Below are 26,551 nucleotides of genomic sequence, written 5' to 3'. Positions count from 1 at the left end.
TCCTGCGGGGCGACCCGCCCGAGACGGCCCCTACTTTGTCACCCGACCGTTCTCGTAGCGATAGAAACCGATTCCGGCCTTCTTGCCCACCTGCCCGGCCTCGACCATGCGCAGCAGCAGAGCAGGGGCTGCGAACAGTGGTTCCTCGAATTCCGAGTACATCGAATCTGCGATGGCTTTCACCGTGTCGAGGCCGATCAGATCGGTGAGGGCGAGCGGGCCCATCGGGTGTGCGAGTCCGAGCATCGTCGCCTTGTCGACGTCCTCTTTGCTGGCAAAACCCGACTCGACCATGCGAATCGCCGACAGCAGGTAGGGCACGAGCAATGCGTTGACGACGAAACCCGGCCGGTCTGCCGACCGCACCACCTGCTTGCCGAGAACATCGCCTGCAAATCTCTCGGCCCGGCCGGCAACGGCCTCCGAGGTCGAGTCCGTGACGACGAGTTCGACGAGCGGCAGCACCGGCACCGGATTGAAGAAGTGCAAACCCACGACGCGGTCCGGCGCTGCGGTCGCGGACCCGAGTGCCGTGATGGGAATCGAGGACGTGTTCGAGGCCAGCACGGCGCCGGGATCTGTTACGGCGGCGTCGAGCTCGGCGAAGATGCCTGATTTCGTCATCTCGTCCTCGGGTACCGCCTCGACCACCAACTCGCGATCGGCGAAGTCCGAAAGGTCGCAGGTGAAGCTCAGCCTGCAGGCCGCGTTCTCTCGTTCACGCTCGGTGATCTTGCCGCTACTGACACCCCGATCGAGAGACTGCAGGATGCGCTGCCGCCCGGCTGTGGTCAGTTCCCGAGTCTGGTCGTAGACCAATACGTCGACGTGCGCGCGTGCGCAGACCTCTGCGATACCCGCGCCCATCTGTCCGGCCCCGACGATCCCCACCCGCTCGACCGTCACAGCAAACTCCTTCGAAATAACCTGCGCTACAACAACTAGAGGCGAGATGGGGGTAACTCTTGCCAGGTGCACCCAGAGCCCAGACGATACGAATCAGGCGGCCCGCAACGAAAGTTGCGGGCCGCCCGACTGGTGCGCTGAAGATCCGGGGAGGCGGAACTGCTTAGTGGAACTGTCCTTCTTCGGTGGAGCCCTTCAGTGCAGCCGTCGAGGTGTTGGGGTCGACGGTGGTGGCGATGCGGTCGAAGTAGCCCGCGCCGACCTCACGCTGGTGCTTGATGGCGGTGAAGCCGCGCTCCTCGGCAGCCTTGAACTCGCGCTCCTGCAGATCGACGAACGCGGTCATGCCCTCGCGGGCGTAGCCGTGCGCCAGATCGAACATGCCGTAGTTGAGCGAGTGGAAGCCGGCGAGGGTGATGAACTGGAACTTGAATCCCATTGCGCCGAGCTCCTTCTGGAACTTCGCGATGGTCGCGTCGTCCAGGTGCGCCTTCCAGTTGAACGAAGGCGAGCAGTTGTAGGCGAGAAGCTGGTCGGGGAATTCACTGCGAACCGACTCGGAGAACTTCTTGGCGACCTCGAGATCCGGCACGCCGGTCTCCATCCAGATCAGGTCTGCGTACGGTGCGTAGGCCTTGGCACGAGCGATGCAGGGCTCGATGCCGTTCTTCACACCGAAGAAGCCTTCGGCGGTGCGGGTTCCGTCCAGGAATTCGCGGTCACGCTCGTCGACATCAGAGGTGATCAGCGTGGCTGCCTCGGCGTCCGTACGGGCGATGATGACCGAAGGCACGTCGGCGACGTCAGAGGCCAGACGCGCAGAGGTCAGGGTGCGGATGTGCTGCTGGGTGGGGATGAGCACCTTGCCACCGAGGTGGCCGCACTTCTTCTCCGATGCGAGCTGGTCCTCCCAGTGCACTCCGGCGGCACCGGCTGCGATCATGGCCTTCTGCAGCTCGTACGCGTTCAGTGCGCCACCGAAGCCGGCTTCGGCGTCGGCCACGATGGGGGCAACCCAATTCTTGACGGCGGTGTCGCCCTCGACCTTGGCGATCTCGTCTGCGCGCAGGAGGGCGTTGTTGATCCGGCGGACCACCGACGGCACCGAGTTGGCCGGGTAGAGGCTCTGGTCCGGGTAGGTGTGGCCCGAGAGGTTGGCGTCGCCTGCGACCTGCCAGCCGGAGAGGTAGATCGCCTGGAGGCCGGCGCGAACCTGCTGCACGGCCTGGTTGCCGGTCAGGGCACCGAGCGAGTTGATGTAGTCCTCGTTGTTGACGAGATCCCAGAGGATCTCGGAGCCGCGGCGCGCCAGCGTAGCCTCTTCGACCACAGTGCCCTGGAGGTCGGAGACCTGCTGTGCGGTGAAGTTGCGTGTGACGCCCTTCCAGCGCGGGTTGGTGTCCCAATCCTGCTGGATCTCGGCGGTGGTCTTCGGGGTGCCGGTGGTCGACATCTTCAGCTCCAGTCTCTTCTGCATTCTCGGCCTGCCTCGAGACAAATCTTCACATCGTTGCCAGGCCCTTCTGGTGTACTCCAAAACAATGGCACACCCCAAAACATGCGTCTACCAGTTGTTAGTGCCAATCTTGGCTAGCTTTCCCGAACACCTTGCTAATGTTGCGAATTTTTGACTGCTACAAACCTCGCCGATCGGACAGCTCGGTTACTCGTCAGTAGCGACGAAACCCCAGTTGGTGAACACAATGCACGAAATCTCTTACCGGACGCTCGTACGGTTTGATGGGGACGTCTGAATCGAGTCAGAATTCGACGTACATGTGATGGAGATCACACTTGTATCGTCTCAGGATATGGACGCACTCCGACGGGCGAAGCATCGATGACACGGCCCCGAGCTGCACCGAAACAACAATGCTCCACTCCCCGGGGCTGTGGACGACCATCGTCGCGCACGCCCCGGAGGTGGAGCATGAAGGGTGTTGGAACGAATCAGATGCGAATACTGGTTCTATCGTCGCTGGAGGCCACTACGCGCGAGGTGGTCGGTGCACGACGCGTTGCGAGCACACCGAGGGCTCCCATGGCGGCGATCACCAGCCCGCCGATGATGGCGAACAGGTCTGCGGCCAGTACCCCGGACGGGAACACCATCAGTGCAGGCGAGAGCACAAGAAGCAGACCGAGACCGACGTGAGCCCAGTGGCTCTGCCTCGACGAGGATCCGATGGCCCACAGCGCGGTCGATGCGGCGAGAATCCCGAGGACCAGGATCGCTCCGGTGACCTCCTGAACTCCCTGCACCGGGAGCCAGACGGTGGACCCGACGAGAACAGCTCCGGTGATGAATACGACGACGTCCCTGACGATTTCCCATGTGCGTTGATGCTTGGACATGACCGCTCCTCGAGGTGCTGTGCGAATAACCCGTATACCGGTATACGCCTTTACTTCGGCAAATGTTCCCGATGAACACCCAATTGTGACCCAACAGCATTTGCCAACGGTGCTAACTTATTTCTTCGCAGGCGTAGCCTGGCGATATGTCGAAAACCTTCGTCGGCGTGCGGCTTCGGCAGCTTCGCAGCGAACGCAGCATGAGCCAGGTGTCGTTGGCCCAGAAGCTCGGCATCTCGGCCAGCTATCTCAACCAGATCGAACACGATGTGCGTCCGCTGACGGTGCCGGTACTGCTCCGCATCTCCGAGGTCTTCGGCGTCGACACCTCGTTCTTCTCCTCCGAGGACGACACCAGATTGGTCGCCGAACTCCGCGAGGTGGCGCTCGATCAAGACATGGGTATCGACGCCGACGCCCATGAGATCGCCCAGATGGTCAGCTCGCACCCGCAGTTGGCGCGGGCGATGGTCAACATGCATCGCCGATACCGCAATACGACGGCTCAGCTGCTCGCCGCTACCGAGGAGCGCTTCTCCGATGGCAGTGGCAGTGGTTCGATCAGCAAGCCGCACGAGGAAGTGCGCGACTACTTCTACCAGCGGCAGAACTACCTACACGATCTGGACACCGCCGCGGAGGCGCTCACGTCGAGGATTCGCTTCCATCGCGCGGACCTGGGCGGCGAGATCGCCAAGCGACTACGGACCGTGCACGATGTACAGATCGTCAATCGCATCGACCTCGGCGAGAACGTACTACACCGATTCGATCAGCAGACGCGCGTACTCGAGATATCACCACACCTGTCCGGTGGTCAGAAGGTGTTCCGGTTCGCCGCCGAGTTGGCGTACCTCGAATGCGGAGACCTGCTCGAGCGGATGGCCGAGGAGGGGAACTTCTCCAGCGAGTCCTCGAAGAAGTTGGCGGTGCTCGGCTTCGCCAACTACTTCGCTGCCGCAACGGTGTTGCCGTATCACCAGTTTCACGATGTAGCCGAGGATTTCCGGTACGACATCGAGCGGCTTTCGGCGTTCTTCTCGGTCAGCTACGAGACCATCTGTCACCGACTCTCCACGTTGCAGAGACCTGAGTTGCGGGGTGTGCCGTTCTCGTTCGTCCGAGTCGACCGCGCTGGAAACATGTCGAAACGGCAGTCCGCCACAGGTTTTCATTTCTCGTCGAGTGGCGGAACCTGTCCGCTGTGGAATGTGTACGAAACCTTCGCCTACCCGGGCAAGATCATGACCCAGATCGCCGAGATGCCCGACGGCCGCAACTATCTGTGGATCGCGCGCACCGTCGAGCGTCGCGCCGCGCGATACGGTCAGCCCGGCAAGACCTTCGCCATCGGTCTCGGTTGCGAGCTACGCCACGCAGGCAGGCTGGTGTACGCCGACGGTCTGGACGTGCAGGGTTCTGCGGCCGCGACACCGATCGGCGCAGGTTGCCGGGTGTGCGAGCGGGCGAATTGCCCGCAACGCGCTTTCCCGCCGCTGGGCAAGGATCTCGACATCGACGAGCACCGAAGTTCGGTATCGCCGTACCTCGTTCGCTGAGGGACAACCACACTGCGCGTGCACCGCTCTGCACCGGTCTCGACACCATCGGACTCGGAGAACATGGGGATCTTGGCGGTTCCGACGGATCAGCCGTGCCGGTGCTTCGCGCCCATGATGTCGTGCAGGATGCGGTGCACGATGGCGTCGGCGACCACCCGATAGTGCACCGTGCGGCCCGACTTCGTGGTGTCGACCCACCCGCGGGCTCTGAGTGCGCGGAGCGATTGCGATGCCGCGTTCTCGGTGACCCCCACGGCGGCAGCGAGTTCCGCGACAGTGGCACCGGATTTCTCGTGCATGTAGCTGATCAGACGCAACCGTGTCGGATCGGACAGCACGGCAAAGCGTGCCGACCATTGTTCGATGTCGTCGCTGTCGCTCATCGATTCTCCCGCGCTGCTGGTTTCGAATACTGCTGTTACGCTACGGCACACAATATGTGTCCACTTGGACACATATCCTGATCGAGCCCGCACCGTGGAGTAGTCCGTGAAACCGTCCATCGCCCGAGTTCTGGGCCTCGCCGTTGCTCTCGCCCTCACCGCCGCAGGATGCGCATCAGCCTCCGAGGACGACGCCGGCGAGGCGATCGTGTTGGCCGACAGCCAGGAACTCGGCGGGTTCAGTCCGGTGTCCGGATACGGAGCACTCGGCGTCTCCCCGATCTACGAGGGATTACTGCGCCCCGATGCCGATTCCGACTCCGCACTTCCCGATCTCGTTCCGTCCCTAGCGGACTCGGCCCCGATCCAGATCGCGCCGCGACAGTGGCGAGTGGCCTTGCGCGCGGACGTCGCTTTCTCGGACGGTACCGCGTTCGACTCCGCGGACGTGGTGAGCACCTACGAGGCCGTGAAAAATCCGATCGTCGCATCCGAGATCTCGACGGACTTCGATCCGATCACCGAAGTCGTCGCCGATGGATCCGATGCCGTCGTGGTCACGATGAACACCGACGCAGATCCCTCGCCGTACCTTCTGCTCGGCATCGCTCCGTCGGAGCGCATCGAGCAGGCACCCGCGGCCGACTGGGCGCTGAACACCGAACCCGTCGGAACCGGACCGTACATTCTGGACAGCCTGCGTGCGGATCAGGCCGTCTTCACCGCACGTGAGGACTATTGGGGCGAGGCCCCGCAGGTGAGACGACTGGTGATCACCTACACCCCGGACGACAACACCCGCGTGCAGCGCGTCGCCACGGGCGAGGTCTCCGGCACTTCACTGCCTCCCACTGCCGTCGCAGCGCTCGACGGACGCGACGACGTCAGAACGGTCGGGGTGAAATCTGCTGACTGGCGCGGGGTCTCGCTCCCGGCGGGCAATGCGTTCACATCCGACCCGCAGGCCCGGATAGCGATGAACCTCGCCGTCGATCGCAGCGGCATGGTCGACGATGTTCTCGGTGGATACGGACGCCCCGCGAGCACACCGGTGGCCGCGGTCTACGGCGAGGCCTACGAGCCGACAGCAGTGTTCCCGTTCGACCTGTCCGCCGCCGAGTCCGTCCTCGATGCCGCAGGGTGGCGCGCCGGCGCAGGCGGCGTCCGCGAGAAGGACGGTGCCACTGCGTCGTTCGAGCTTCTCTACAATGCCCAGGATTCCGTGCGACGGGATCTCGCGGTGGCCTTCGCCGCCGCCATGCAACCGGTGGGTATCGAGGTGCGGCCCCGCGGCACAGGGTGGGACGAGATCGAGACCCGCCTCGGCGACTCGGCAGTGCTGCTCGGCGGCGGCGACACCCCGTACCGCATCGACTCCCAGGTGTTCGACACCTTGCACACCCGCGTGGCGGACTCCTCGCCCTATGCCAACCCCGGCAACTTCACCGCGCCGGGTATGGACGACTTGTTGCAGCAGGCACGCGATTCCGCGTCCGGACCCGAGAACGACGCTCGATACCGGCGGATCCAACAGCTCTACGTCGAGCAGCCGTCCTCGGTGTTCCTCGCGTTTCTCGACCATGCCTACGCGTATCGCGATCTCGGCTGGAACCAGAGCCCTCCGATACTCGAACCGCACTCGCACGGTGTCTCGTGGGGTCCGTGGTGGCACCTGGCGGCGTGGACACGTGCGCAGTAGGACACGGGCCGGCACAGCGGGGCGGATCCTCGCCGTCCGTGCGGGTATCGCGATCCCGACGGTCGTCGCGGTCTCGGCTGCCATGTTCGCTCTGGCGTCGGCGTCGCCTCTCGACCCGCTCGCGGCGTACCTCGGTGACAGCTACCAGAGTGCGACTCTGTCGCAGCGGCAGCAACTTCGAGACGCGTACGGAACGGAGCAACCCTGGTACACCGCATGGTGGACCTGGCTGACCGATCTGCTGCACGGCGACCTCGGGTGGTCGTCCACCCAATCCCTCCCGGTCTCGACGGTTCTTGCCGAACGTCTGCCCTTCACTCTCGGACTGTCGGGTCTCGCACTGATTCTGGCCACTGCGACCGCCGTCGTACTGGGTTCGTCGGCCGGGATGCGCCGCGGCGGACTGCTCGACCGGGCATGCTCGGTTCTGTCCGCGACCTTCGCGGCCGTGCCCCCGTTCGTGGTGTCGCTCGTCCTGGTCTCGGTGTTCGCAGTGACCCTCCGGTGGTTTCCCACCTCGGGGGCACGGGCACCGGGCACCACGTACTCGGCCGCCGGGATCGCCGCGCACGCCGTGCTTCCGCTCATCGCGCTCACCGTCTCGCAGATCCCCTGGCTACTGCTAGCCATGCGGGCTGCGGTGGTCGACTCGACCGAGTCCGATGCGGTGCGCGCGGCGCGGTCCCGCGGGATCTACGGATGGGCGCTGTTGCGTGGGCACGTGCTGCCGACGTCGGTGGCTCCGACGTTGGCACTGCTGGGCACGCGGTTACCCGAACTCATCGCGGGTGCGGCCATCGTCGAGACCGTGTTCGGCTGGCCCGGGATGGCGAACGCGCTGGTGCAATCGGCTGCAGCACTGGACTTCTCGCTGATGGCGGCGACGACGACCGCCGCGGCATTGGCAGTTCTGCTCGGCTCGGCACTGTCCGATGCCGCGACCGCCGCGATCGATCCACGAGTACGGATCGCCGCATGACCGCCCGCGACCACGAACTCGATGCTCGGCGTCGATACATACCCGACGCGCCGTGGTTCCTCGTCCTCGCGATCGCACTCATCGCACTGCTGATCCCGATGATCGCCGGTCGGCAAACCGCTGATTTTTCGGCAGCGCTGCTGCCGCCGAGTACCTCGAACCTGCTCGGCACCGATCACTCCGGCTACGACATGCTCGTCAGAACAGCGGAGGGGCTACGGATCTCGCTGCAGATCGCGGCTCTCTGCGCGGTGATCGCGTGCGCACTCGGAGTAGTCATCGGGGTCGCGTCGGCCGCTGCTGGTGGATGGTTCGACGCCGTCGTCATGCGCACGGTCGATACGGTCAACGCCCTCCCCCACCTGGTACTGGGCATCGTCATCGCGGCGCTGTGGCGAGGCGAGCCGCTGGCCGTGGTGGCGTCGATCTCGTTGACGCACTGGCCCTCTGTCGCCCGGATCGTGCGGGCCGAGGTCTTGGCAACAGCCAATTCCGGGTGGGTTCGTACTTCTCGCCTGGCCGGCGCGTCCCGATGGTTCGTTGCCCACCGACATCTCGCACCGTCGGTGGGCGGGCAGATCCTGGTGGCGCTGGCGATGCTGATTCCGCACGCCATCTGGCACGAATCCACATTGTCGTTCCTCGGTGTCGGCCTCTCACCCGATCGGGCGAGCCTGGGCACACTGCTCGGGCAGGCCCGAGGTGACGTGATGCTCGGCGCTTGGTGGACGCTCGCCGTTCCGGCCACGGCGCTGGTGGTGACGGCACTCGCGTTCACCCTTGGACTGTCGATGCTGCGACGCCGACTCACGCCCCCCGGAGGTTCGGTGTGGTGAGCGCAGCCAGGCTCTGCGGATACAGCGTGGACATCGACTCCCGTAGCCGGGGAGGCACGGTGGTGAGCACGCTGAACTCCGTCGATCTCGACGTCGCCTCCGGCCGGGTCACCGCCCTCGTCGGCGAATCGGGATGCGGAAAGTCCCTCGTCGCACTCGCACTGTGCGGGTTGCTCCCCCCAGGGTCACACACGACCGGAACCCTTGAAATAGCCGGACATGCAGTGCAGACCGAGGCCGACTGGCGACGCCTCCGCGGGCACGGTATCGGGCTGATCCCCCAGTCGCCCGCTACCTCGTTCACACCCGTGCGCACCCTCGGATCCCAACTCGCCGAGATCGCACGAACCCTCGGAAGCGCACAGAGTGTGACGGAGTTGCTCGACCGCGTCGCACTCCCGTCATCGGCCGCGCAACTGTTCCCACACGAACTGTCCGGTGGAATGGCGCAGCGCGCCGCGATTGCCGCGGCGCTCGCCGGATCACCGGATCTGGTGATTGCGGACGAGCCCACGTCGGCACTCGATTCTGCTCTGGCAGAACAGGTCTGGGCACTACTGAACGATGTGGCGGCCGAAGGTCGAGCCGTTCTCGTCGTCACTCATGATCTGACCTCGATGATGCGCTCGGGCACCTGTGGATCCATCGCGGTGATGAAGGCGGGGGCGACGGTACTCCAGGCCACACCGGCGGAGGTACTCGCGCACGAGGACGACTACATCGGTGCTCTCTTCGATGGGGCGACAGTATGATCGAAGCTCGCAATGTCGCCGTGGAGTTCGGCGATAGCGTTGTCCTACAACACGTCTCGGTGACCGTTGCCCGCGGCGCTACAACCGGCATCACCGGCCCGTCCGGCGTCGGCAAAACCACGCTGCTCGGGGTGCTGGCCGGTTCGATACAGCCGCATGCAGGCACCGTTACCTGGGATGGGCAGGCCCGGCCCCCGCGCGGATCCATCGCTCTGCTCGCGCAGCATCCGAGACTGGTGTGCAATCCGCGGTGGACCCTCGGTTCGATCGTGTCCGAGCCTGCAGCGATTCGCCGGGAGACCATCGACCTCGACACCGTCTGCGAGCGCGTCGGCCTCGATACCGCTCTCCTACGGCGATTCCCGGCCCAGGTGAGCGACGGGCAACTCCAACGCGCCTGCCTTGCGCGCATCCTGGTGCAACGGCCGATCTACATCCTGTGCGACGAGCCGACGTCCATGCTCGATCCGATCGCCACCCGCGCCGTGATGCGACTGCTTTCTGCACTCGCCGCAGACGGTGCCGGGCTCGCTGTGGTCAGCCACGACCGGGCCGTCATCGACGCACTCGCGCCCGAACATCTCGAACTCCGCCCACACAACACAGTGTGAGCGTCTGTCCCACGTAGTTCGTCCCGAGCCCCGCAGGTGATGCGCTCACCGCTCGAGTCCAGGTACGTTCACTGATCGGATGAGAAATCGGCCTCGAGAGGAACTCCGATGACGCGAATAGGCGTTGTACTTCGACCCGAGATTGCTCCCGAAGCACTGATCGAGGCGGCGCGCACAGCTGACGCCGCAGGCGTCGACGAGGTGTGGCTGTGGGAAGACTGCTTCTTCTCCGGCGGGCTGTCCACTGCGGCACTTGTTCTCGCGCACACCGATCGGGTGAACGTCGGAATCGGAGTGCTCCCCACCGCGATGCGCAACGTGGCGTCGACGGCGATGGAGATCGCGACCATCGCCCGAGTACATCCGGGACGGCTACGCGTCGGGCTCGGCCACGGCGTTCAATCCTGGATGGGTCAGATCGGTGGCCGAGTGCAGTCTCCCCTGACCCTGCTGCGCGAGCAAATGGCGGCGCTGACGAGCCTGCTGGCGGGTGACATGGTCACGGTGCAGGGACGATACGTCTCGCTCGACGAGGTGAAGTTGAATTGGCCACCGCCGCAACCACCGCCGCTGCTCGTCGGTGCGACGGGCCCGAAGACACTGGCCCTGAGCGGTCGCAGCAGCACGGGAACGATCCTCACCAGCGAGACGACCCCGGAACAGGCGCGCACCGCCATCGAGCACATCGACGGCGGGCCTCGGCACGAGGTGATCGTCTACGTGTCGGTCGATTCCGATTCCGACGCCTCCACGCACGCTGTGCAACGTTGGATCGACGCCGGGGCAACAACTGTGGTGCTCGAGCCCTCCGCAGATCGTTCCGATCTGAACAGCGTGTTCGAGGCCGCGGCCTCGTTGACGACAGAGTTCGATGCGAGCCGCTAGGACCACTCGATGGCCCTGTTCGGGGCACTGGCGCTTCTGATCCTTGATGAGCCGCCCGCGCTCGACGCATCGGACTAGGCGGACAGCATCTCGCGCACCCGCTGGTCCAATTCGCGCCCGGGGAAGCATCGGCGGAGTACCTCGATCATGATCGGAACGGCCGTGGACGCGCCGGGTGATGCTCCGAGCACCGACGCGATGGTACCGTCCTGCGAGGCAACCACTTCGGTGCCGAACCGCAGTTCGCCGGCTTTGACGATCTGCGCACGCTGACCGGCACCGACGATGGCCCAATCCGCAGACGCAGCGTGCGGGACGAACTGACGCAGCGCGGCTGTCTTCGTAGCACGCGTGGCTGTCAGTTCGGAGAGCAGCAGTGCGATCAGCGGTGTGTTGTTTCGGGCCATCGTCAGCAACGAACCGATGTTGTCTCGCCTGATCGATCGCGGCAGGTCCAGCAGCGATCCGTGTTTCATGAACCTGGGATTCGTGCCTGCGTACGGCCCGAACAATATGGAGCGTTGCCCGCCGACGATGCGGGTGTCCAGGTGCGGCACCGACATCGGCGGTGCACCGACAGGAGGTGTCCCGTAGACCTTGGCATCGTGTCGATCGACAACCTCATGTCGGTCACACCGCAGGAACTGTCCACTGATCGGCAGCAGCCCGTAGCCACGCGCCTCCGGAATCCCCGCTTGCCGCAACAACTTCAACGCCCAGCCGCCGGCTCCGAGGAAGACGAATCGAGCGTGCTCCACCGGCCGGCCGCCTCGCACCTCAAGTCGCCAGGATCCGTCCCGAGCCTGCGAGAGCCCACGCACTTCCCGGCCCGTCTCCACGCTCGCACCGGTGCGCGCCATGGCGTCGAACATGTGTCGAGTCGCCGCTCCGAAGTCGACATCGGTGCCCGTCGCATCCCGCGTGGCCGCCCAGCTGCCGGTGCGACCCTCGCCGACCAGCGGTGCCCATCGTTGCAACACCGCAGGGTCTTCGGTGTACTCCATCGCCTCGAACAGAGGGTGAGCACTCAGTGCCCGGTGCCGCGCTCGCAGAAACGCGACGTTGTCGGCACCTCGGACGAACGTCATGTGCGGCACCGGGCGCAGGAAATCGGAGGTGGGCAAGGTGGACCAGAAGCGGCGGGTCGTCGCGAACTGCTGGGCGACCCCCACGGCTCGGGCAATGTCCACCGAACCGTCGGATCGCATTGTCGTGTAATTGGTTTCGCACAAACCAGCGTGGCCCGTTCCCGCATTGTTCCAGCCATCGGATGCTTCTGCGGCCACGCGCGGTAGTCGCTCGAGCACCCGAATCGACCAGGTCGGTTCCAGCCGGTGCAGCAGCGTACCGAGCGTCGCACTCATGATTCCGCCGCCGACGAGGATGACGTCGTCCATCTATCCACCCCTTCTCGTACTAAGTACAACCAACGCTAGCACCGACTCGTACGCGTGTATAGTTCGGTCGATGCCTCGCCTGACCAGGACCGCCGTCGTCGACGCCGCCCTCGACGTCGCATATCACCACGGCCTGGATTCGCTCACCATCCGCAAGATCGCCGGCGAACTGGGCGTCTCCCCGATGGCGATCTACTGGCATGTGAAGAACAAGGACGAGCTTCTCGACGCCATGGGCGATCGCGTCTGCGAACAACTCGAGGTCACCGTCGATCCCACCGCGGAATGGTGGGAGCAACTACGCACCGTACTCGAGGACTTCATGCGCGCCCTGCGGAAACACCCAGGAGCCGCGACCATCGTGGTGCCACGAATGCTGTTCTCCGCCAACAGCAGAGCTGCGATGGAGCTGACCCTGAAACTTCTGCGTCAGGCCGGGTTCTCCCTTCCCGACGCCACCCAGCTCGCCCGCCAGGGCGTTCGGGTCGCCATTTCGCTGATCACGGAGCCACTGTTCACCGGTGTCGATGTCGAGCCGGAGCGCCGGGCGCACGTCGAGCACGAGGTGGCGTCCACGATGGAATCCCTCGATCCCGAGGAGTTCCCGAACATCCTCGCTGCCGCCCCACATCTGGGCGATGCCTCGACTCGAGCGGCATTCGAGAAGCTCGGTCTCGACACGTTCGTCGCGGGCGTCAGAGCCTTGGCCGGAGAGACCGACATTTCGTCCTGATCCGAACCAAGACATTGGACATCTTGTCGGGTGGCGAAGTCTCGTCCGGAGGTGCAGGCTTTGCAGAACCGCAACAGTGACGACGCTAGGGGTTGAGTGATGACGGTGCCTGTCCTGCAGAACTACATCGACGGGGCGTTCGTGACGCCCTCGGGCACCGAGATGCTCGATGTGGTCGATCCGGTGACCGAGTCGATCGTCGCCCACTCTCCCATCTCCGACGCGGCCGACATCAACACTGCAATGTCTGCCGCCGCCAAGGCTTTCGAGACCTGGGGCAAGACGACGCCGGGCGAACGACAGAAGGTACTGCTCAAGCTCGCGGACGCGATCGAAGCGCACAGCGACGAGATCGTCGAGGCACAGAGTCGCAATACCGGTCAGCCCAAAGCCACCATCGCCGCCGAGGAAGTGACCGTCGGTGCAGATCAGATTCGATTCTTCGCCGGCGCTGCTCGCATGCTCGAGGGCAAGTCGGCAGGCGAGTACATGGATGGCTTCACCTCGTACGTTCGACGCGAACCGATCGGTGTCGTCGGGCAGGTGACGCCGTGGAACTACCCGTTCATGATGGCGATCTGGAAGATCGGTCCTGCGTTGGCCGCCGGAAACACCATCGTGCTCAAGCCCAGTGACACCACTCCCGAGAGCACGCTGGTGCTGGCGAAGCTGTCGAAGGGCATCGTTCCGGACGGCGTGCTCAATATCGTTCTCGGCAACGGCGGTACCGGCGCGGCCATCGTGGAGCACAAGACTCCCGGTCTGGTGTCGATCACCGGATCCGTTCGCGCAGGCATCGCTGTCGCCGTGGCCGCCGCCAAGCAACTCAAGCGGGCACACCTCGAACTCGGTGGGAAAGCGCCGGCAATCGTCTTCGGCGACGTAGACATCAGTAAGGCCGCCGACGGTATCGCCGAGGCCGCGTTCTTCAACGCAGGCCAGGACTGCACGGCCGTCACCCGCGTTCTGGTACACGAATCGGTGCACGACACTCTCGTCGATGCCCTGGTCGCCAAGGCGAAGACGTTGAAAGTCGGCCTACCAGACGATCCCGATACCTTCCTCGGGCCGCTGAACAACGTCAACCACTTCGGACAGGTCAGCGCCAAGGTCGACGGCATCGGCGCGCACGCCACCATCGTCACCGGCGGCAAGCGCATCGGCGACAAGGGCTTCTTCTACGAGCCGACCGTCGTCACCGGTGTCCGGCAGTCCGATCCGATCGTGCAGGAAGAGACGTTCGGCCCGGTACTCACCGTGCAGAAGTTCACCGACGAAGCGGAGGCGATCGCGCTCGCCAACGATGTCGACTTCGGTCTCGCGTCGAGCGTCTGGACCTCCGATCATGCTCGAACACTGCGCATCTCGGCTGCTCTCGACTTCGGTGCCGTCTGGGTCAACTGCCACATCCCACTGGTGGCCGAGATGCCGCATGGCGGCTTCAAGTACTCGGGCTACGGCAAGGACCTCTCGGCCTACGGCGTCGAGGACTACACCCGCATCAAGCACGTCATGAGCTCGACGGAGTCCATCGGATGACATTCCATCCTCTCGATCCCCTCTCCGAGGCGGAATTCGCCACCGTGGCCGAGGTCCTCGGCCGCGATCACGGCGTCGGCGACGGCTGGCGCTACGCCTCCATCGAGATGATCGAACCGACCAAGGCCGAGATCGTCGCGTTCGATGCAGCCGGTACCGTGCCTGCGCGTCGGGCCGTGTCGGTGGTGCTCAACCGTGCCGAGAACACCACCTTCAAGGCCGTTGTCTCCTTGGACGATCGCACCACCGAATCGTGGACGCACGTACCGGGTGTGCAGCCGAATTTCACGGTCGACGAGTGGGAAGAGGCCGACGCCGCCCTGCGTGCCTATCCCGATGTGATTGCTGCCCTTGCCGATCGCGGTATCACCGATCTGGATCTGGTGTTCATGGACACCTGGACCTACGGCGATGCGGTGACGCCGGAGAAGTACAAGGGTCGACGCCTCGGCTGGTCGGACACGTGGGTCAAGGCTGCCGAGGGTGCCAATCCGTACGCCGGGCCGGTCGGCGGATTCCACTGCGTCATCGACGTCAATACGATGGAACTGCTCGAGATCGAGGACACGTACCGGGTCGAGCGTCCGGAGATCATGGGCGAGTACGTCCCCCGTCACATTCCAGAGCGTATCCGTTCCGCCAGCAGCCGTCCGCCGCTGAAGCCGCTCGAGATCACTCAACCGTCCGGTCCGTCGTTCCAGCTCGACGGCAACAAGTTGACGTGGCAGAACTGGTCACTGCGGGTCGGGTTCAACTACCGCGAGGGCATGACGCTGCACGCGGTGACGTACGACGACAACGGGAACGTGCGGTCGATCGCGAACCGAATGTCGTTCGCGGAGATGGTCGTTCCGTACCGTGATCACACCGAGGATCACTACCGACGTACTGCGTTCGATATAGGCGAGTGGGGCCTGGGATTCATGACCACCTCACTCGAACTCGGTTGCGATTGTCTCGGTGAGATCCGCTACCTGGACGCTGTGTTGCACAACAGCAAGGGCGAGCCGTACACCATCACGAACGCGATCTGCATCCACGAGGAAGACAACGCCGTGCTGTGGAAGCACGTCGATCACGACGCCGGAGCCGAGGTACGGCGCATGCGTCGCCTCACGGTCAGCTTCCATGCCACCGTGGCGAACTACGAGTATCTCGTCTACTGGCGGTTCTACCAGGACGGCAACATCGAGTGCGAGGTCCGCGCGACCGGGATCATGGTGGTCACCCACCTCGCCGAGGGCGGCACGCACCCGTCGGGCACACTCGTCGACAATCGCACCTACGCGCCCTATCACCAGCACTTCCTCGTCGCCCGGCTCGATCTCGACATCGACGGCACCGAGAACACGGTGTACGCCAGTGAGACGCAACGTGTTCCGATGGGCCCGAACAATCCTTACGGTCTTGCGCTGACTCAGGTCAACACCCCGCTCACCACCGAGTCGGAGGGCAAGCAGGATTACGACTGGAACACCCAGAGAGCGTGGAAAGTCGTCAACGACAACGTCACCAACGGTCTCGGCACCCGTCCTGCATACAAGTTGGTGCCGGGAGCGGCGATCCCGTCGATGTTCGATCCTGCTTCGCCGATCTTCCAACGGGCCCAGGTGATCGGTCACACCGTGTGGGTCACCCCCAACTCGCCCGACGAGCGTTGGCCCAGTGGCGAGTTCGTCAACCAGAGCGGTATCGACCATGGGCTTCCCGAGTGGACCGAGGCGGATCGCAGCATCGAGAACACCGATGTCGTCGTCTGGTACACGTTCGGTATCCACCACATCACTCGGCCGGAGGACTGGCCGGTGATGCCCGCGGACACGGTCTCGTTCCGGCTCGAGCCGTTCGGATTCTTCGACCGTAACCCCGCCCTCGACGTTGCGGCGTCGGAGTCGAGTTCGTGCCACACAGAGCCCGGCAGTACCTGTCATTGATTCGACCAACTTCAGGGAAGGTCCGCCCATGCGTCTGATCGTCGGATACCAGGCAACACCGAGTGGCGCGGACGGAATCGCCCTGGGCGCAACCCTCGCCCGCTCGTTGCAGGCCTCGCTGGACATCTGCCTTGTTCTGCCTCGGGAGCGTCCGGTGCCGTCCAAAGCACCCGTCGAGGCCGGATACGACGATATTCTGGTCGATCAGGCCGCCGACTGGCTGACCGAGGCACTGACGCTGGTGCCGGAGGATGTCGAGGCGCGCACTCATCTGCTGTTCGACGAGTCGTTCGCTCGAGGTCTGATCGACTGTGCAGAGCACTGCGATGCCTACATGATCGTCGTCGGCGCTGCCGGAGACGGTCTGCTCGGACGCCACTCGATCGGGACCGTCACCAGCGATCTGTTGCACGTGGCACACGTACCCGTCGCCCTGGCACCGCGCGGGTATCGGCACTCTCCCCCGCAGCGCATTCGCGAACTCACCTGCGCCATCGGAAGCCGTCCGGGAGCTGCCGAACTCGTCGAGGCAGCCACCGACCTCTCCACGTCGGCCGAGTTGCCGCTGCGCTTGCTCTCCCTCGTCTCCGCCGAAGCGGAATCCATACAGGCCCCGGGGTCGAACGGTCTCGCCAAGGCCGAGGACGTGCTGCGCACCGTCAAGGCGGAACTGCCCGCGGGATCGGACGTGCAGTTGCAGGTGGCCGAGGGCTCGGGCATCGAGAAGGCCGCGTCCTCACTGGACTGGCACTCCGGTGATGTGTTGATGGTGGGTTCGTCCCGACTCGCGCAACCTCACCGCCTGTTTCTGGGATCGGTTGCCGCAAAGATGCTTCGGGTCGTACCCGTTCCGATGATCGTTGTTCCGAGAGAGGCCGGTAAATGAACGAGCGTGCGGCAGTGGATGTCGAGTCCAAGGGCCTGTCGGCCGGCCAACTCGGGCTTCTCGCGAGCGTGGTGCTCGGCATCTCGACCATCGCGCCCGCCTATGCGCTGACGGCCTCGTTGGGGCCGACGGTCACCGAGGTCGGTGTGCATCTGCCCGCGATCTTCATCGTCGGCTTCATTCCGATGTTGTTGGTGGCGTTGGGCTATCGAGAGCTCAATGCCGCCGAACCCGACAGCGGCACGTCGTTCACGTGGGCGTCGAAAGCATTCGGTCCGTATGTCGGCTGGATGGGCGGATGGGGCCTGATCGCGGCCACCATCATCGTGCTCTCCAACCTGGCGGGAGTGGCCGTCGACTTCTTCTATCTCTTTCTCGCACAGGTCACCGGCAACGACTCGCTGGCTGATCTGACCGCCGACAAGCCTCTCAACATCGTGACCTGCCTGGTGTTCATGGCGCTCTCCGCGTGGCTGTGTTACCGGGGAATGCAGGAGACCAAGCGCGTCCAGTACACGATGCTCACGTTCCAATTGCTGGTGATGGCATGGTTCATCGTTGCTGCATTCGTCAAGGTCGGTGCCGGTGAGGGTGCCGAGGGCATCTCCTTCAGCCTGGATTGGTTCGATCCCTTCGGCATTCCCACGTTCTCCGCCTTCACTGCAGGCCTGTCGCTGTCGATCTTCATGTACTGGGGCTGGGACGTGTGCCTGACGGTCAACGAGGAGACTGCGGGCAGCGCCAAGATTCCCGGCAGGGCCGCTCTGGTCACGGTGTTCTGCATCATCGTTCTGTACTTGCTCACTGCCGTGGCCACGCTGCTGTTCGCCGGCACCGGCGATACCGGCAACGGGCTGCAGAATCCCGACACCACCGACAATGTGTTCGCCGCACTGGCCGGTCCGGTGATGGGACCGTTCGCGATTCTGCTCTCCCTCGCTGTGCTGAGCAGTTCGGCCAGTTCACTGCAGGCCACGTTCATCTCACCGGCGCGCACCTTGTTGGCCATGGGCCACTACCAAGCGCTTCCGACGCGGTTCGCCTCCATCACACCGCGATTCAGCACCCCAGGCTTCGCGACGCTGGTGGCAGGCGGGTCCTCGGCAGCCTTCTACGCCGTGATGCGGGTGGTGAGCGACAACGTACTCACCGACACCATCGCCGCGCTGGGCCTGATGATCTGCTTCTACTACGGCATCACCGCCTTCGCCTGCGTCTGGTACTTCCGCGAGGATTTGTTCACCAGCACCCGCAACTTCTTTTTCAAGTTCCTCGCGCCGCTGCTCGGCGGTGTCGGCATGGCCGTGGTGTTCATCCAAACTTCGATCGACGCCTGGGATCCCGAGTTCGGTAGTGGCTCATCACTTTTCGGCATCGGAATGGTGTTTCTCATCGGAGTCGGCATCATCGCTCTCGGTCTCGTGATCATGTTGGTGGTGGCGCTGCGCAAGCCCGAGTTCTTCAAGGGCGACATCCTTCGCCGCGATACTCCGCCGCTGATCGTCGAAGACTGACGATCCTCTGGCCTTCGTCAGGGTGGGGCATGCTCGATACCGCGCTCCTGCAGGCCTTGCATGATCAGCTCGGTGACGCGCACCCAGGCAGGCCGGTCGGCCCACTGCTCCGCGAGCAGTTCGTTGGCCGCAGGGTCGTCGAGACCGCGCTCGAAGGACCACTCGCGGGCGTCACCGGCCCAGGTGTCGATCATCCATTCGACCGTGTCGTCGGCGATCTCCTGGAGCTGTGGGTCGTCCGGTTCGAGCTCGGCTGCTCGAAAAGAGCGCACCATCAGTGCCAGATAGCCCGGGTCTCCGAGCATGCCGCCGCCTACCGTTTCCAGCCAGGGATCGAGCCGCGACCGGTAGACGGCATACGTCAGTACCCAGGCGTCGCGATAGTGATCGACCAGTCCGGAGTCGATACCCGCTTCGCGCAAATGCTCGATCAGGCCGACGATCACCTCGGGCAGGACCAACGCGTCGCCTGCACGCAACAGTCCGAGTCTGTCGCGATCCTTCTCCAGACGTTCGATCCTGCTGTTCAGGTCGGCATGGATCTCGACCAAGGCACGGTCGAGTGTTTCCTGCGAGGCGTCGAGCAGCTCGTGGACGCGCGCCAGTGGCACACCGGCCGAGGCAAGAGCAACTACACGTGACAGCCGCAACACGGCCTCCCCGTCGTAGAGACGGTAGCCCGACGTGTCGCGCCGTGGCTCGTCCAACAGCCCCTGCTGGTGGTAGAACCGCACGGTTCGGGTCGTCACTCCCACATAGGAAGCCAGCTCACCGATACGCAGCATGGCGACCATTCTTGCCGATCAACCGTCCACTCCGGCAGTGTGCGGCACCGATTCGGTCAGTTCACGCGCACCCGGACTCAGCACTGCGTAGGCAGCGACAGCGGTCCATCCGACTCCCATCACGACGGCCCCGAGACCGAGATCGCCGCCGAGGAGCACCACCGACATCAGTCCCAACCCCATTGGACCGGCCACGAGCCCGCTCATGTTCAGCCAGCCGAGGACGCGCCCCCGAACATCCGCCGGGACCTGTTCGGCCACGTAGACATTCCAGATCGGACCGAACAGCCCGGATCCGAGACCCATCACCAGCATCCCGGCCGCGACGATCCAGAACCCGTGGAGCTGTGCGAACAGCCAGATCCCGATCGTCATCGCTGCCATTCCCGTCACGAAGGTGGCTCGTCGCGATCGGGCGGCCACCACAGCAAACAGTGCCGACCCCGCCAGGGCACCGAGTGCAAACGCCGACATGGCAAGCCCGAGCTGTCCGGGTTCGCCGATCTCGTTGAAGTGGCCGGGCAGCAGCAGGCTGATCATCGGCGGGGTGACCAGGCTCGCGAGGAACGCGAACAGCAACATCGCGCGCAGCGCGGGCGTGCGACGGATCAGATCCAGCGCACTCCCCGACCCCGCGGCACCGGACGCGAACGCCTGCCCCACGACCGGAACCAACGCCGTCAGCACCGCAGCGGCCGCCGACGAGGCGGCGGTAACGGCAACGACCTCGATCGGATCGAACATGCTCAACAGCAGACCCGCCAGAGCCGGTCCGGCCAGGAACGCCAGCGAGAAACCGGTCTGAAAGAGACCGGCCACAGCCGTGACCGACGTCCCCGAGATCGACGCGACGTCGGCGAGCATCGCCTGACGAGCCGTCATCCCCGGCACGTCGAAGACGGCGCCTGCCACTCCCAATACCACGAACCATGGCACCGACAACCCCACGGTCGCACTCACCACGATCAGGCCGAATACCGCAGTCGCGCTACCGAGATCGGAGACGACGGCCACGGTGCGTGCCCCGAATCGGTCGATCAGTCGACCACCGGCGAAGGTTGCCGGCACCGCTGCGATGCCTGCTGCCGCAGCGATCAGACCTGCCGACGCCAGGCTTCCGGTCGTGGCCAGCACCAACCATGGCAGGACGATGGTGATGGCCGAGTTGCCGAACAGCGAGAACGACGCGCCACCGATGTACAGAGGGACAGCAACACGGATGCGATTCATGGTTCGATGATCGCGATTGACGTTGCGTCAAGGTCAAGGCCGAATCGAGACCGGTGGCCCTACCACGTCGAATTCGTCTGTGCTGCAGATTCTTCTGCTGACAGGTCAGCGATCGAGCAGAGGATCGAATCCGGCCAGTAGTGCGCGCAGTCCGTACTCGAAGGCCTCGTCGGATCGAGAAGCCTTAGAGGATGCGGTGTCCAGGGCGGCGCGGAGGGCGGTGCCGACCTCCACGCTGGGACGCCATGGGGCCTCGGGTGCCGCCAGGTCCAGCGCCGAGCCAAGCACGAAGCTGTCGAGAACGGTGATGATGTTGAGCACGTCCGTGGGGCCGAAATCGGCCTCCGACAGCGCATCTGCGAGCGCGTTGTACATCCCGAACGCATGTGCACTGTTCACCGCGTGCTCGGTGAGCAGTGGAATCAGACGTGGGTAGCGGGCATAGCTGTCGCGGTAGGCACGGGCGATCTGCGCGACGGTTTCGCGCCAGTCGAGCCCGTGTGGAGGGAGCTCGACCTCGGACATGGCGCGCTCGCGCAACAATTCGACTATCTCGTCGCGACCGGACACGTGGTTGTACAGGGACGACGGACTGACACCGAGTTTCTTGGCCAGAAGCGGGATGGTGAAGCCGCCGGAATCACCCACCAGCGCGAGGGCGGCTGTGGTGATCCTCCCGGTGTCCAACAGTGGCGCGGACGGTCTCCCCACGGTGCGCACTCCTCATCCTCTTGCGGTTCCGATCGTCATCGACAATACTTAACGAATCACATTCGTTTTAACGGAGGTCCCATGCTGACGATCACCAGCCTCACCGCCCCCACTGCGCCACTGCGGGTCGATCCGAGCGCCCGCACTCCCCTGCGTGTCGCACTGGTGCAACATCGTTGGAATCCCGATGCCGCCGCACTGAAAGCCGAGCTGCAGGGGGCCATCTCCATTGCGGCCGAACAGGGGGCGCAGGTCGTCTTCCTGCCCGAGATCGCCCTACTGCGCTACCCCGCCGACACCCGCGCCGGGGAGAACCCGGGCAGCGAAGCGGAGGACTTGCTGACCGGGCCCACATTCGCCCTCGCCGCGGAGGCAGCGACCGCGAACGGCATCGTCGTTCATGCCTCCCTCTACGAGAAGTCCGAGGCGGCAGACGGATTGGGCTACAACAGCGCCATCATGGTCTCCCCGTCCGGCGAACTGCTGGCCAGAACCCGCAAACTGCACATCCCCATTTCGGCGGGTTACTACGAGGACACCTACTTCCGCGCCGGCCCCGCCGACGACCCATATCCCGTCTACGCACCGGAGCACCTCGGCGGTGCCCGGGTGGGGCTGCCCACGTGCTGGGACGAGTGGTTCCCGGAGGTCGCGCGCAGCTATGCACTCGGCGGTGCAGAGATTCTCGCCTACCCGACGGCCATCGGCTCCGAACCCTCGTTCCCGGCATTCGACACCCAACCGCTCTGGCAGCACGTCATCGTCGGCCATGGCATCTCGAATGGCCTGTTCATGGTGGTACCCAACCGCTGCGGCAACGAAGGTGAGATCACCTTCTACGGCTCATCGTTCATCTCCGATCCCTACGGCCGCATCCTGGTTCAGGCACCCCGAGACGAACCAGCCGTCCTCGTCGCCGATCTCGACCTCGATCAGCGGCGGGAGTGGTTGGAGCTGTTCCCGTTTCTGCTCACCCGCAGACCGGACACCTATGCCCGCCTGACCGAGCCGGTGCGCACAGACGCTCCGTACGGTGACGGACATGCGGCGACGCCGGTGATCAAATGAGCACGGCAGCAACGGCATTGACGATGCCGTCAGAGACGGCTCCGCAGGACAAGGTGTGGATGGCATTTCCCTGTGAGGGGTATTCACTCGGCGTGAGCGAACAGGCCAAGCACGAGGCCCGCTCCACCTGGGCAGCCGTCGCGCATGCAGTCGCCGAGTTCGAGCCGGTGACCGTCGTCGTCGATCCAGCCGAGCGCGGCATCGCAGCGACGTACCTCTCGCGCGACATCGACGTCGTGGAGGCACCGCTGAACGACGCCTGGATGCGCGATATCGGCCCCACCTTCGTTCACGCAGAGGACGGCTCGATCGCTGCCGTCGACTGGATCTTCAACGGTTGGGGCGCGCAGGACTGGGCGCAATGGGACAGGGACTGCAAGATCGGTGAATTCGTCGCCGATCAGGCTGCAGTACAGCGGATTACGTCCCCCATCGTCAACGAGGGCGGCGGCATCGCGGTCGACGGCGCGGGCACCGTGCTGGTCACCGAGACCGTGCAACTCGATCCCGGCCGCAACCCGACCCTGTCGAAGGCCGACATCGAGGCAGAGCTGACGCGGACCATCGGTGCACAGCACGTCATCTGGCTTCCGCGGGGGCTGACTCGAGATTCGATGCGGTTCGGCACGCGCGGCCACGTGGACATCGTGGCGGCAATACCGTCACCCGGAACTGTTCTGGTGCACCGACAACGTGATGCGTCTCACCCCGATCACGAGGTCAGCGCGCTGATCATCGACACTTTCCGCGCCAGCCACAACGGCTCGGGTGGCGACTGGAACATCGTCGAGGTGCCGGCTCCACAGACCCTGCGCGATGACGACGGATTCGTCGATTACAGCTACATCAATCATCTCGTCGTCAACGGCGGCGTGATCGCCTGCAGCTATGGCGACCCGATGGACGAGGAGGCGACAGCCATTTTGCGCGACGCCTACCCGGGCCGAAAAGTGGTCACGGTGGACGCGAGGCCGCTCTTCGAGCGGGGCGGTGGCATCCACTGCATCACCCAGCATCAACCGTCGGCTCTGAAGCTCGGCTGACGGTGCTTGCTGGGCTCTAGGAGCTACGCCGAACTTCGAGCTGCTCTCCGACGGTGACGGTCTGTGCCTCGGTGACACACTCGACTCGGCCGTCGAGCCGCAACGACACGTGGTACTCACCGGGCTTGAGGGCGAAGGTGATGATATCGATGCTCGAGGTGTTGTCGCCGACGACGATGCGGTGGCTCAGCGACAGCATGCCGTTGTGCAGAATCTCGCATGTCTGACCTGGCAGAACGTTGTCGACGTGAACGGTGATGGTCTTGGGTCCGCCGACAACCTCGATGGTAGGTTCCGGCGTGCTCGACCCGACGAGTCTGAGGTAACTCTTGTCTCTGCGCACGGCCTCGACTTCCCTGTTAGCTTGCTCCACCCTGAGGTGAACGCCCGACGTGGTCTCAGTTGTACTTCGTGGCACGACGGTGGACGGATTGGTGATGCACGTCGTCATCGGCCTCGAACCGAGCCTCTCTCTTCTTCGGGCGCATCGTCGGTCGCGTTACGAACCACGCGTCCGAACTGCCCGCCAACAGCACAGACACCGCACGATCTCGATGTCACCGGTCAGAACATACCTCCCGAGGTCCGAATCTGCGAACCAACTGATGGAACCGAGACCGTTACGTATTCTCACACGCTGTAAATGGCACTACCCGCATTCGGCGCGCAGTTCATTCGTTCGACTCGAAGCCGAGTGCCTCGGCCTCTTCCGCAGCGCGCTCGGTCTCGCGCAGTTTCCGCTTCTTGGCGTTGACGCCCACCGCAGCGGCTGCAGCTCCTACAACCGCCGCAACAGCCATCGAAACCCACATCGAGGTGCTACCCCCGAGGTACGTGGCAACCAATCGAACCAACGTCCCGCCCGCACCCAGCAGATACACAACGGCCAACACCGCAGCCCTCGGGCGTCGCCACTCCTGAACCGCATGGGCGTCGACCCCCCGGGCCCGGGCGTACCCGATCGCGACATAGGCACAGGCGAAGATCGCCAAGTAGATACCCAGCGCCACCCAGGCCCCGGTGACACCCGCCGCGAAAGGCAGGATCGCACCGGTGATCAATCCGATCCACAGCAGTGCCTGGAATCCGACGGCCGAGGCCTCGTTCCAGATGTCGCGTTGCAGCTCGTCGGCGTAGAACTCGTCGTCGAGGTCTCCGACGAACCGGGCAGCTTTGACGAATGCGCTCATGGTGCGGACTCTCCTTGGTCTCCGAACAGTGTTTCCACCGTTGTGTCGAGTGCGCGGGCCAATCGCAGCGCCAGATAGACGCTGGGTGCATAGTCGCCACCTTCGACCGAGACGATGCTCTGTCTGCTGACCCCGCAGATGGTGCCGAGTTCGGCCTGGGTTATGCGCGCCCGTTTGCGATGCTCGCGAACGTTGTTGGATCCCGGCATGAGGAAAAGTCAACTCCACTTGTCATTAGATGTCAAGCAGGATTGTCATTTCCGTGCATTTACGTCGGCGTAACGCGGGAAACAGACTCGTCACCGGGCAACATACCTACGCAATAACTGCCCTTTACTGTTCGCAATCGCGAATACAGCTCCGTATACAAAACTCCGAAAGGGTCGTAGATGCCTGTTGTCTCGAAGAGCAAATCAGCCAGACGCCTGATGGTCGTTCCCGCCGCGCTGGCTGCATTGAGCCTGGTGGCCACTGCCTGCGGCAGCAAGGCCGGCGACACCACCTCTGCCGACGGCGGCGGCTCTACCACCTCGTGTGTGGACACCTCGGGTGACACCATCAAGGTCGGCTCGCTCAACTCCCTGTCCGGCACCATGGCGATCAGCGAGGTGACGGTGCGTGATTCGATCGCACTGGCCGTCGAAGAGATCAATGCGGCAGGCGGAGTCAACGGCAAGCAGATCGAGATCGTCGCCGAGGACGGGGCGTCCGAGCCGACCGTGTTCGCGGAGAAGGCCGAGAAGCTGATCAGCAGCGACTGTGTCGCAGCCGTTTTCGGCGGTTGGACCTCGTCGAGCCGCAAAGCCATGCTGCCGGTGTTCGAGGACAACGACGCGCTGCTCTATTACCCCGTCCAGTACGAGGGCCTCGAGGCTTCGAAGAACATCTTCTACACCGGTGCCACCACCAACCAGCAGATCGTCCCGGCTCTGGATTATCTCAAGGAGCAGGGCGTGAAGTCCCTCTACCTGGTCGGTAGCGACTACGTGTTCCCGCAGACCGCGAACCGAGAGATCAAGGCCTACGCGGCCGCGAACGGTATCGAGATTCTCGGTGAGGATTACACCCCGCTGGGTTCGACGGACTTCTCCACCATCGTCAACAAGGTCCGCACCGCCAATGCCGATGCGGTGTTCAACACCCTCAACGGCGATTCCAACGTCGCCTTCTTCCGCGAGTACACCAATGCCGGCCTCAAAGCTGCCGACATGCCGGTGATGTCGGTGTCCATTGCCGAGGAAGAGGTCGCCGGCATCGGCGCTCAGAACATCGCGGGTCAGCTGACCTCGTGGAACTACTACCAGACGGTCGATTCCCCCGAGAACACCAAGTTCGTGGCGGACTACAAGGCCAAGTACGGTGCCGACAAGCCCACCTCGGACCCGATGGAAGCCGCCTACACGTCGGTGTACCTGTGGAAGAACACGGTCGAGAAGGCTGATTCGTTTGCGGTGGCGGATATTCAGGATGCTGCTGGTGGTGTCAGTTTCGCCGCTCCTGAGGGTGAGGTCGTCATCAACGGCGACAATCACCATATTTCCAAGACTGCGCGT

General features: G+C 64.2%; 26 protein-coding genes. 15 read left to right on the top strand and 11 right to left on the bottom strand.

Translation table 11 applies throughout. The features are described 5' to 3' along the window. Positions 1-30 precede the first annotated feature (30 nt). The 3 genes from ACOQFP_RS16100 to ACOQFP_RS16090 form a co-directional block, all read right to left on the bottom strand. Positions 31-906: a 3-hydroxybutyryl-CoA dehydrogenase gene (locus ACOQFP_RS16100; RefSeq protein ID WP_421584887.1), complete on the bottom strand. Its 876-nt coding sequence runs from the start codon at positions 904-906 to the stop codon at positions 31-33. Between the two features lie 163 nt (positions 907-1,069). Beyond that, positions 1,070-2,359: an isocitrate lyase gene (gene aceA / locus ACOQFP_RS16095; RefSeq protein WP_206489097.1), complete on the bottom strand. Its 1,290-nt coding sequence runs from the start codon at positions 2,357-2,359 to the stop codon at positions 1,070-1,072. A gap of 497 nt (positions 2,360-2,856) precedes the next feature. Further along, positions 2,857-3,261, bottom strand: a complete 405-nt coding sequence (locus tag ACOQFP_RS16090) for an SPW repeat domain-containing protein (protein ID WP_206488963.1) — start codon at positions 3,259-3,261, stop codon at positions 2,857-2,859. Positions 3,262-3,407: 146 nt separating this feature from the next. Between ACOQFP_RS16090 and ramB the strand changes: the two genes are divergently transcribed. Next, complete coding sequence (ramB, locus tag ACOQFP_RS16085; protein ID WP_206488962.1) at positions 3,408-4,820, top strand: acetate metabolism transcriptional regulator RamB; 1,413 nt, start codon at positions 3,408-3,410, stop codon at positions 4,818-4,820. A gap of 89 nt (positions 4,821-4,909) precedes the next feature. Here ramB and ACOQFP_RS16080 read toward each other — a convergent pair whose 3' ends face one another. Then, positions 4,910-5,206 carry an ArsR/SmtB family transcription factor gene (locus ACOQFP_RS16080; RefSeq protein WP_206488961.1) on the bottom strand — a complete coding sequence of 99 codons (297 nt, stop codon included), beginning with the start codon at positions 5,204-5,206 and terminating at the stop codon, positions 4,910-4,912. Positions 5,207-5,312: 106 nt separating this feature from the next. Here ACOQFP_RS16080 and ACOQFP_RS16075 point away from each other — a divergent pair, with 106 nt between their 5' ends. The 6 genes from ACOQFP_RS16075 to ACOQFP_RS16050 all read left to right on the top strand — a co-directional run bounded on the left by ACOQFP_RS16075 (position 5,313) and on the right by ACOQFP_RS16050 (position 10,968). Continuing rightward, positions 5,313-6,905: an ABC transporter substrate-binding protein gene (locus ACOQFP_RS16075; RefSeq protein ID WP_421584886.1), complete on the top strand. Its 1,593-nt coding sequence runs from the start codon at positions 5,313-5,315 to the stop codon at positions 6,903-6,905. Next, a complete protein-coding gene (locus tag ACOQFP_RS16070) occupies positions 6,787-7,884 on the top strand; it encodes an ABC transporter permease (RefSeq protein WP_421584885.1) in 1,098 nt (365 codons plus the stop codon). The genes ACOQFP_RS16075 and ACOQFP_RS16070 overlap by 119 nt, the downstream gene beginning before the upstream one ends. Then, positions 7,881-8,720: an ABC transporter permease gene (locus ACOQFP_RS16065; protein ID WP_421584884.1), complete on the top strand. Its 840-nt coding sequence runs from the start codon at positions 7,881-7,883 to the stop codon at positions 8,718-8,720. Before ACOQFP_RS16070 ends, ACOQFP_RS16065 begins: the two co-directional genes overlap by 4 nt. Further along, a complete protein-coding gene (locus tag ACOQFP_RS16060; RefSeq protein ID WP_421584883.1) occupies positions 8,717-9,472 on the top strand; it encodes an ATP-binding cassette domain-containing protein in 756 nt (251 codons plus the stop codon). The genes ACOQFP_RS16065 and ACOQFP_RS16060 overlap by 4 nt, the downstream gene beginning before the upstream one ends. Further along, positions 9,469-10,083, top strand: a complete 615-nt coding sequence (locus tag ACOQFP_RS16055; RefSeq protein WP_421584882.1) for an ABC transporter ATP-binding protein — start codon at positions 9,469-9,471, stop codon at positions 10,081-10,083. Before ACOQFP_RS16060 ends, ACOQFP_RS16055 begins: the two co-directional genes overlap by 4 nt. A 108-nt stretch (positions 10,084-10,191) precedes the next feature. Continuing rightward, the gene (locus tag ACOQFP_RS16050; RefSeq protein WP_421584881.1) at positions 10,192-10,968 is read left to right on the top strand and encodes an LLM class flavin-dependent oxidoreductase; all 777 of its coding nucleotides are present in this window, start codon (positions 10,192-10,194) and stop codon (positions 10,966-10,968) included. A 74-nt stretch (positions 10,969-11,042) separates the two neighbouring features. On the opposite strand, the gene mqo is transcribed toward ACOQFP_RS16050, so the two are convergent. Further along, positions 11,043-12,365, bottom strand: coding sequence for a malate dehydrogenase (quinone) (gene mqo, locus ACOQFP_RS16045; protein ID WP_341244227.1), 1,323 nt, complete (start codon positions 12,363-12,365; stop codon positions 11,043-11,045). A gap of 70 nt (positions 12,366-12,435) precedes the next feature. Between mqo and ACOQFP_RS16040 the strand changes: the two genes are divergently transcribed. The 5 genes from ACOQFP_RS16040 to ACOQFP_RS16020 all read left to right on the top strand — a co-directional run bounded on the left by ACOQFP_RS16040 (position 12,436) and on the right by ACOQFP_RS16020 (position 18,971). Further along, a complete protein-coding gene (locus ACOQFP_RS16040) occupies positions 12,436-13,098 on the top strand; it encodes a TetR family transcriptional regulator (protein WP_341244228.1) in 663 nt (220 codons plus the stop codon). 99 nt (positions 13,099-13,197) lie between these two features. Then, on the top strand, positions 13,198-14,637 hold the full coding sequence (locus ACOQFP_RS16035; RefSeq protein ID WP_421584880.1) for a gamma-aminobutyraldehyde dehydrogenase: 1,440 nt from the start codon (positions 13,198-13,200) through the stop codon (positions 14,635-14,637). Beyond that, positions 14,634-16,571 (top strand): primary-amine oxidase, encoded by a 1,938-nt coding sequence (locus tag ACOQFP_RS16030; RefSeq protein WP_421584879.1) that lies wholly within the window; start codon positions 14,634-14,636, stop codon positions 16,569-16,571. The genes ACOQFP_RS16035 and ACOQFP_RS16030 overlap by 4 nt, the downstream gene beginning before the upstream one ends. A 28-nt stretch (positions 16,572-16,599) precedes the next feature. Continuing rightward, positions 16,600-17,457, top strand: a complete 858-nt coding sequence (locus ACOQFP_RS16025; RefSeq protein WP_421584878.1) for a universal stress protein — start codon at positions 16,600-16,602, stop codon at positions 17,455-17,457. Next, the gene (locus tag ACOQFP_RS16020; protein WP_206488950.1) at positions 17,454-18,971 is read left to right on the top strand and encodes an APC family permease; all 1,518 of its coding nucleotides are present in this window, start codon (positions 17,454-17,456) and stop codon (positions 18,969-18,971) included. The genes ACOQFP_RS16025 and ACOQFP_RS16020 overlap by 4 nt, the downstream gene beginning before the upstream one ends. Before the next feature lie 17 nt (positions 18,972-18,988). Here ACOQFP_RS16020 and ACOQFP_RS16015 read toward each other — a convergent pair whose 3' ends face one another. The 3 genes from ACOQFP_RS16015 to ACOQFP_RS16005 all read right to left on the bottom strand — a co-directional run bounded on the left by ACOQFP_RS16015 (position 18,989) and on the right by ACOQFP_RS16005 (position 21,697). Continuing rightward, positions 18,989-19,756 carry a MerR family transcriptional regulator gene (locus ACOQFP_RS16015; RefSeq protein WP_421584877.1) on the bottom strand — a complete coding sequence of 256 codons (768 nt, stop codon included), beginning with the start codon at positions 19,754-19,756 and terminating at the stop codon, positions 18,989-18,991. Positions 19,757-19,774: 18 nt separating this feature from the next. Then, positions 19,775-20,986, bottom strand: a complete 1,212-nt coding sequence (locus ACOQFP_RS16010) for an MFS transporter (RefSeq protein ID WP_421584876.1) — start codon at positions 20,984-20,986, stop codon at positions 19,775-19,777. Positions 20,987-21,091: 105 nt separating this feature from the next. Further along, positions 21,092-21,697, bottom strand: coding sequence for a TetR/AcrR family transcriptional regulator (locus ACOQFP_RS16005; RefSeq protein WP_421584875.1), 606 nt, complete (start codon positions 21,695-21,697; stop codon positions 21,092-21,094). A gap of 81 nt (positions 21,698-21,778) precedes the next feature. Here ACOQFP_RS16005 and ACOQFP_RS16000 point away from each other — a divergent pair, with 81 nt between their 5' ends. Next, positions 21,779-22,765 (top strand): nitrilase-related carbon-nitrogen hydrolase, encoded by a 987-nt coding sequence (locus ACOQFP_RS16000; protein WP_421584874.1) that lies wholly within the window; start codon positions 21,779-21,781, stop codon positions 22,763-22,765. Further along, complete coding sequence (locus ACOQFP_RS15995) at positions 22,762-23,808, top strand: agmatine deiminase family protein (RefSeq protein ID WP_421584873.1); 1,047 nt, start codon at positions 22,762-22,764, stop codon at positions 23,806-23,808. The genes ACOQFP_RS16000 and ACOQFP_RS15995 overlap by 4 nt, the downstream gene beginning before the upstream one ends. A gap of 16 nt (positions 23,809-23,824) precedes the next feature. Here the strand turns inward: ACOQFP_RS15995 and ACOQFP_RS15990 are convergent, their stop codons facing one another. The 3 genes from ACOQFP_RS15990 to ACOQFP_RS15980 form a co-directional block, all read right to left on the bottom strand. After that, a complete protein-coding gene (locus tag ACOQFP_RS15990; protein ID WP_206488946.1) occupies positions 23,825-24,151 on the bottom strand; it encodes a hypothetical protein in 327 nt (108 codons plus the stop codon). A gap of 328 nt (positions 24,152-24,479) precedes the next feature. Further along, positions 24,480-24,998: a hypothetical protein gene (locus ACOQFP_RS15985; protein WP_421584872.1), complete on the bottom strand. Its 519-nt coding sequence runs from the start codon at positions 24,996-24,998 to the stop codon at positions 24,480-24,482. Beyond that, a complete protein-coding gene (locus tag ACOQFP_RS15980) occupies positions 24,995-25,207 on the bottom strand; it encodes a helix-turn-helix transcriptional regulator (RefSeq protein ID WP_206488944.1) in 213 nt (70 codons plus the stop codon). The genes ACOQFP_RS15985 and ACOQFP_RS15980 overlap by 4 nt, the downstream gene beginning before the upstream one ends. A gap of 180 nt (positions 25,208-25,387) precedes the next feature. On the opposite strand from ACOQFP_RS15980, the gene urtA reads away from it, so the two are divergent. Next, positions 25,388-26,551 (top strand): urea ABC transporter substrate-binding protein (urtA, locus tag ACOQFP_RS15975; protein ID WP_421584871.1); only part of this gene is annotated, 1,164 nt, incomplete at its 3' end.

The organism is Rhodococcus sp. MALMAid1271 (genome assembly GCF_049195265.1).
In the GTDB taxonomy this organism is placed as follows: Bacteria; Actinomycetota; Actinomycetes; order Mycobacteriales; family Mycobacteriaceae; genus Rhodococcoides.
This window is presented reverse-complemented; position numbering and strand designations above follow the sequence as displayed.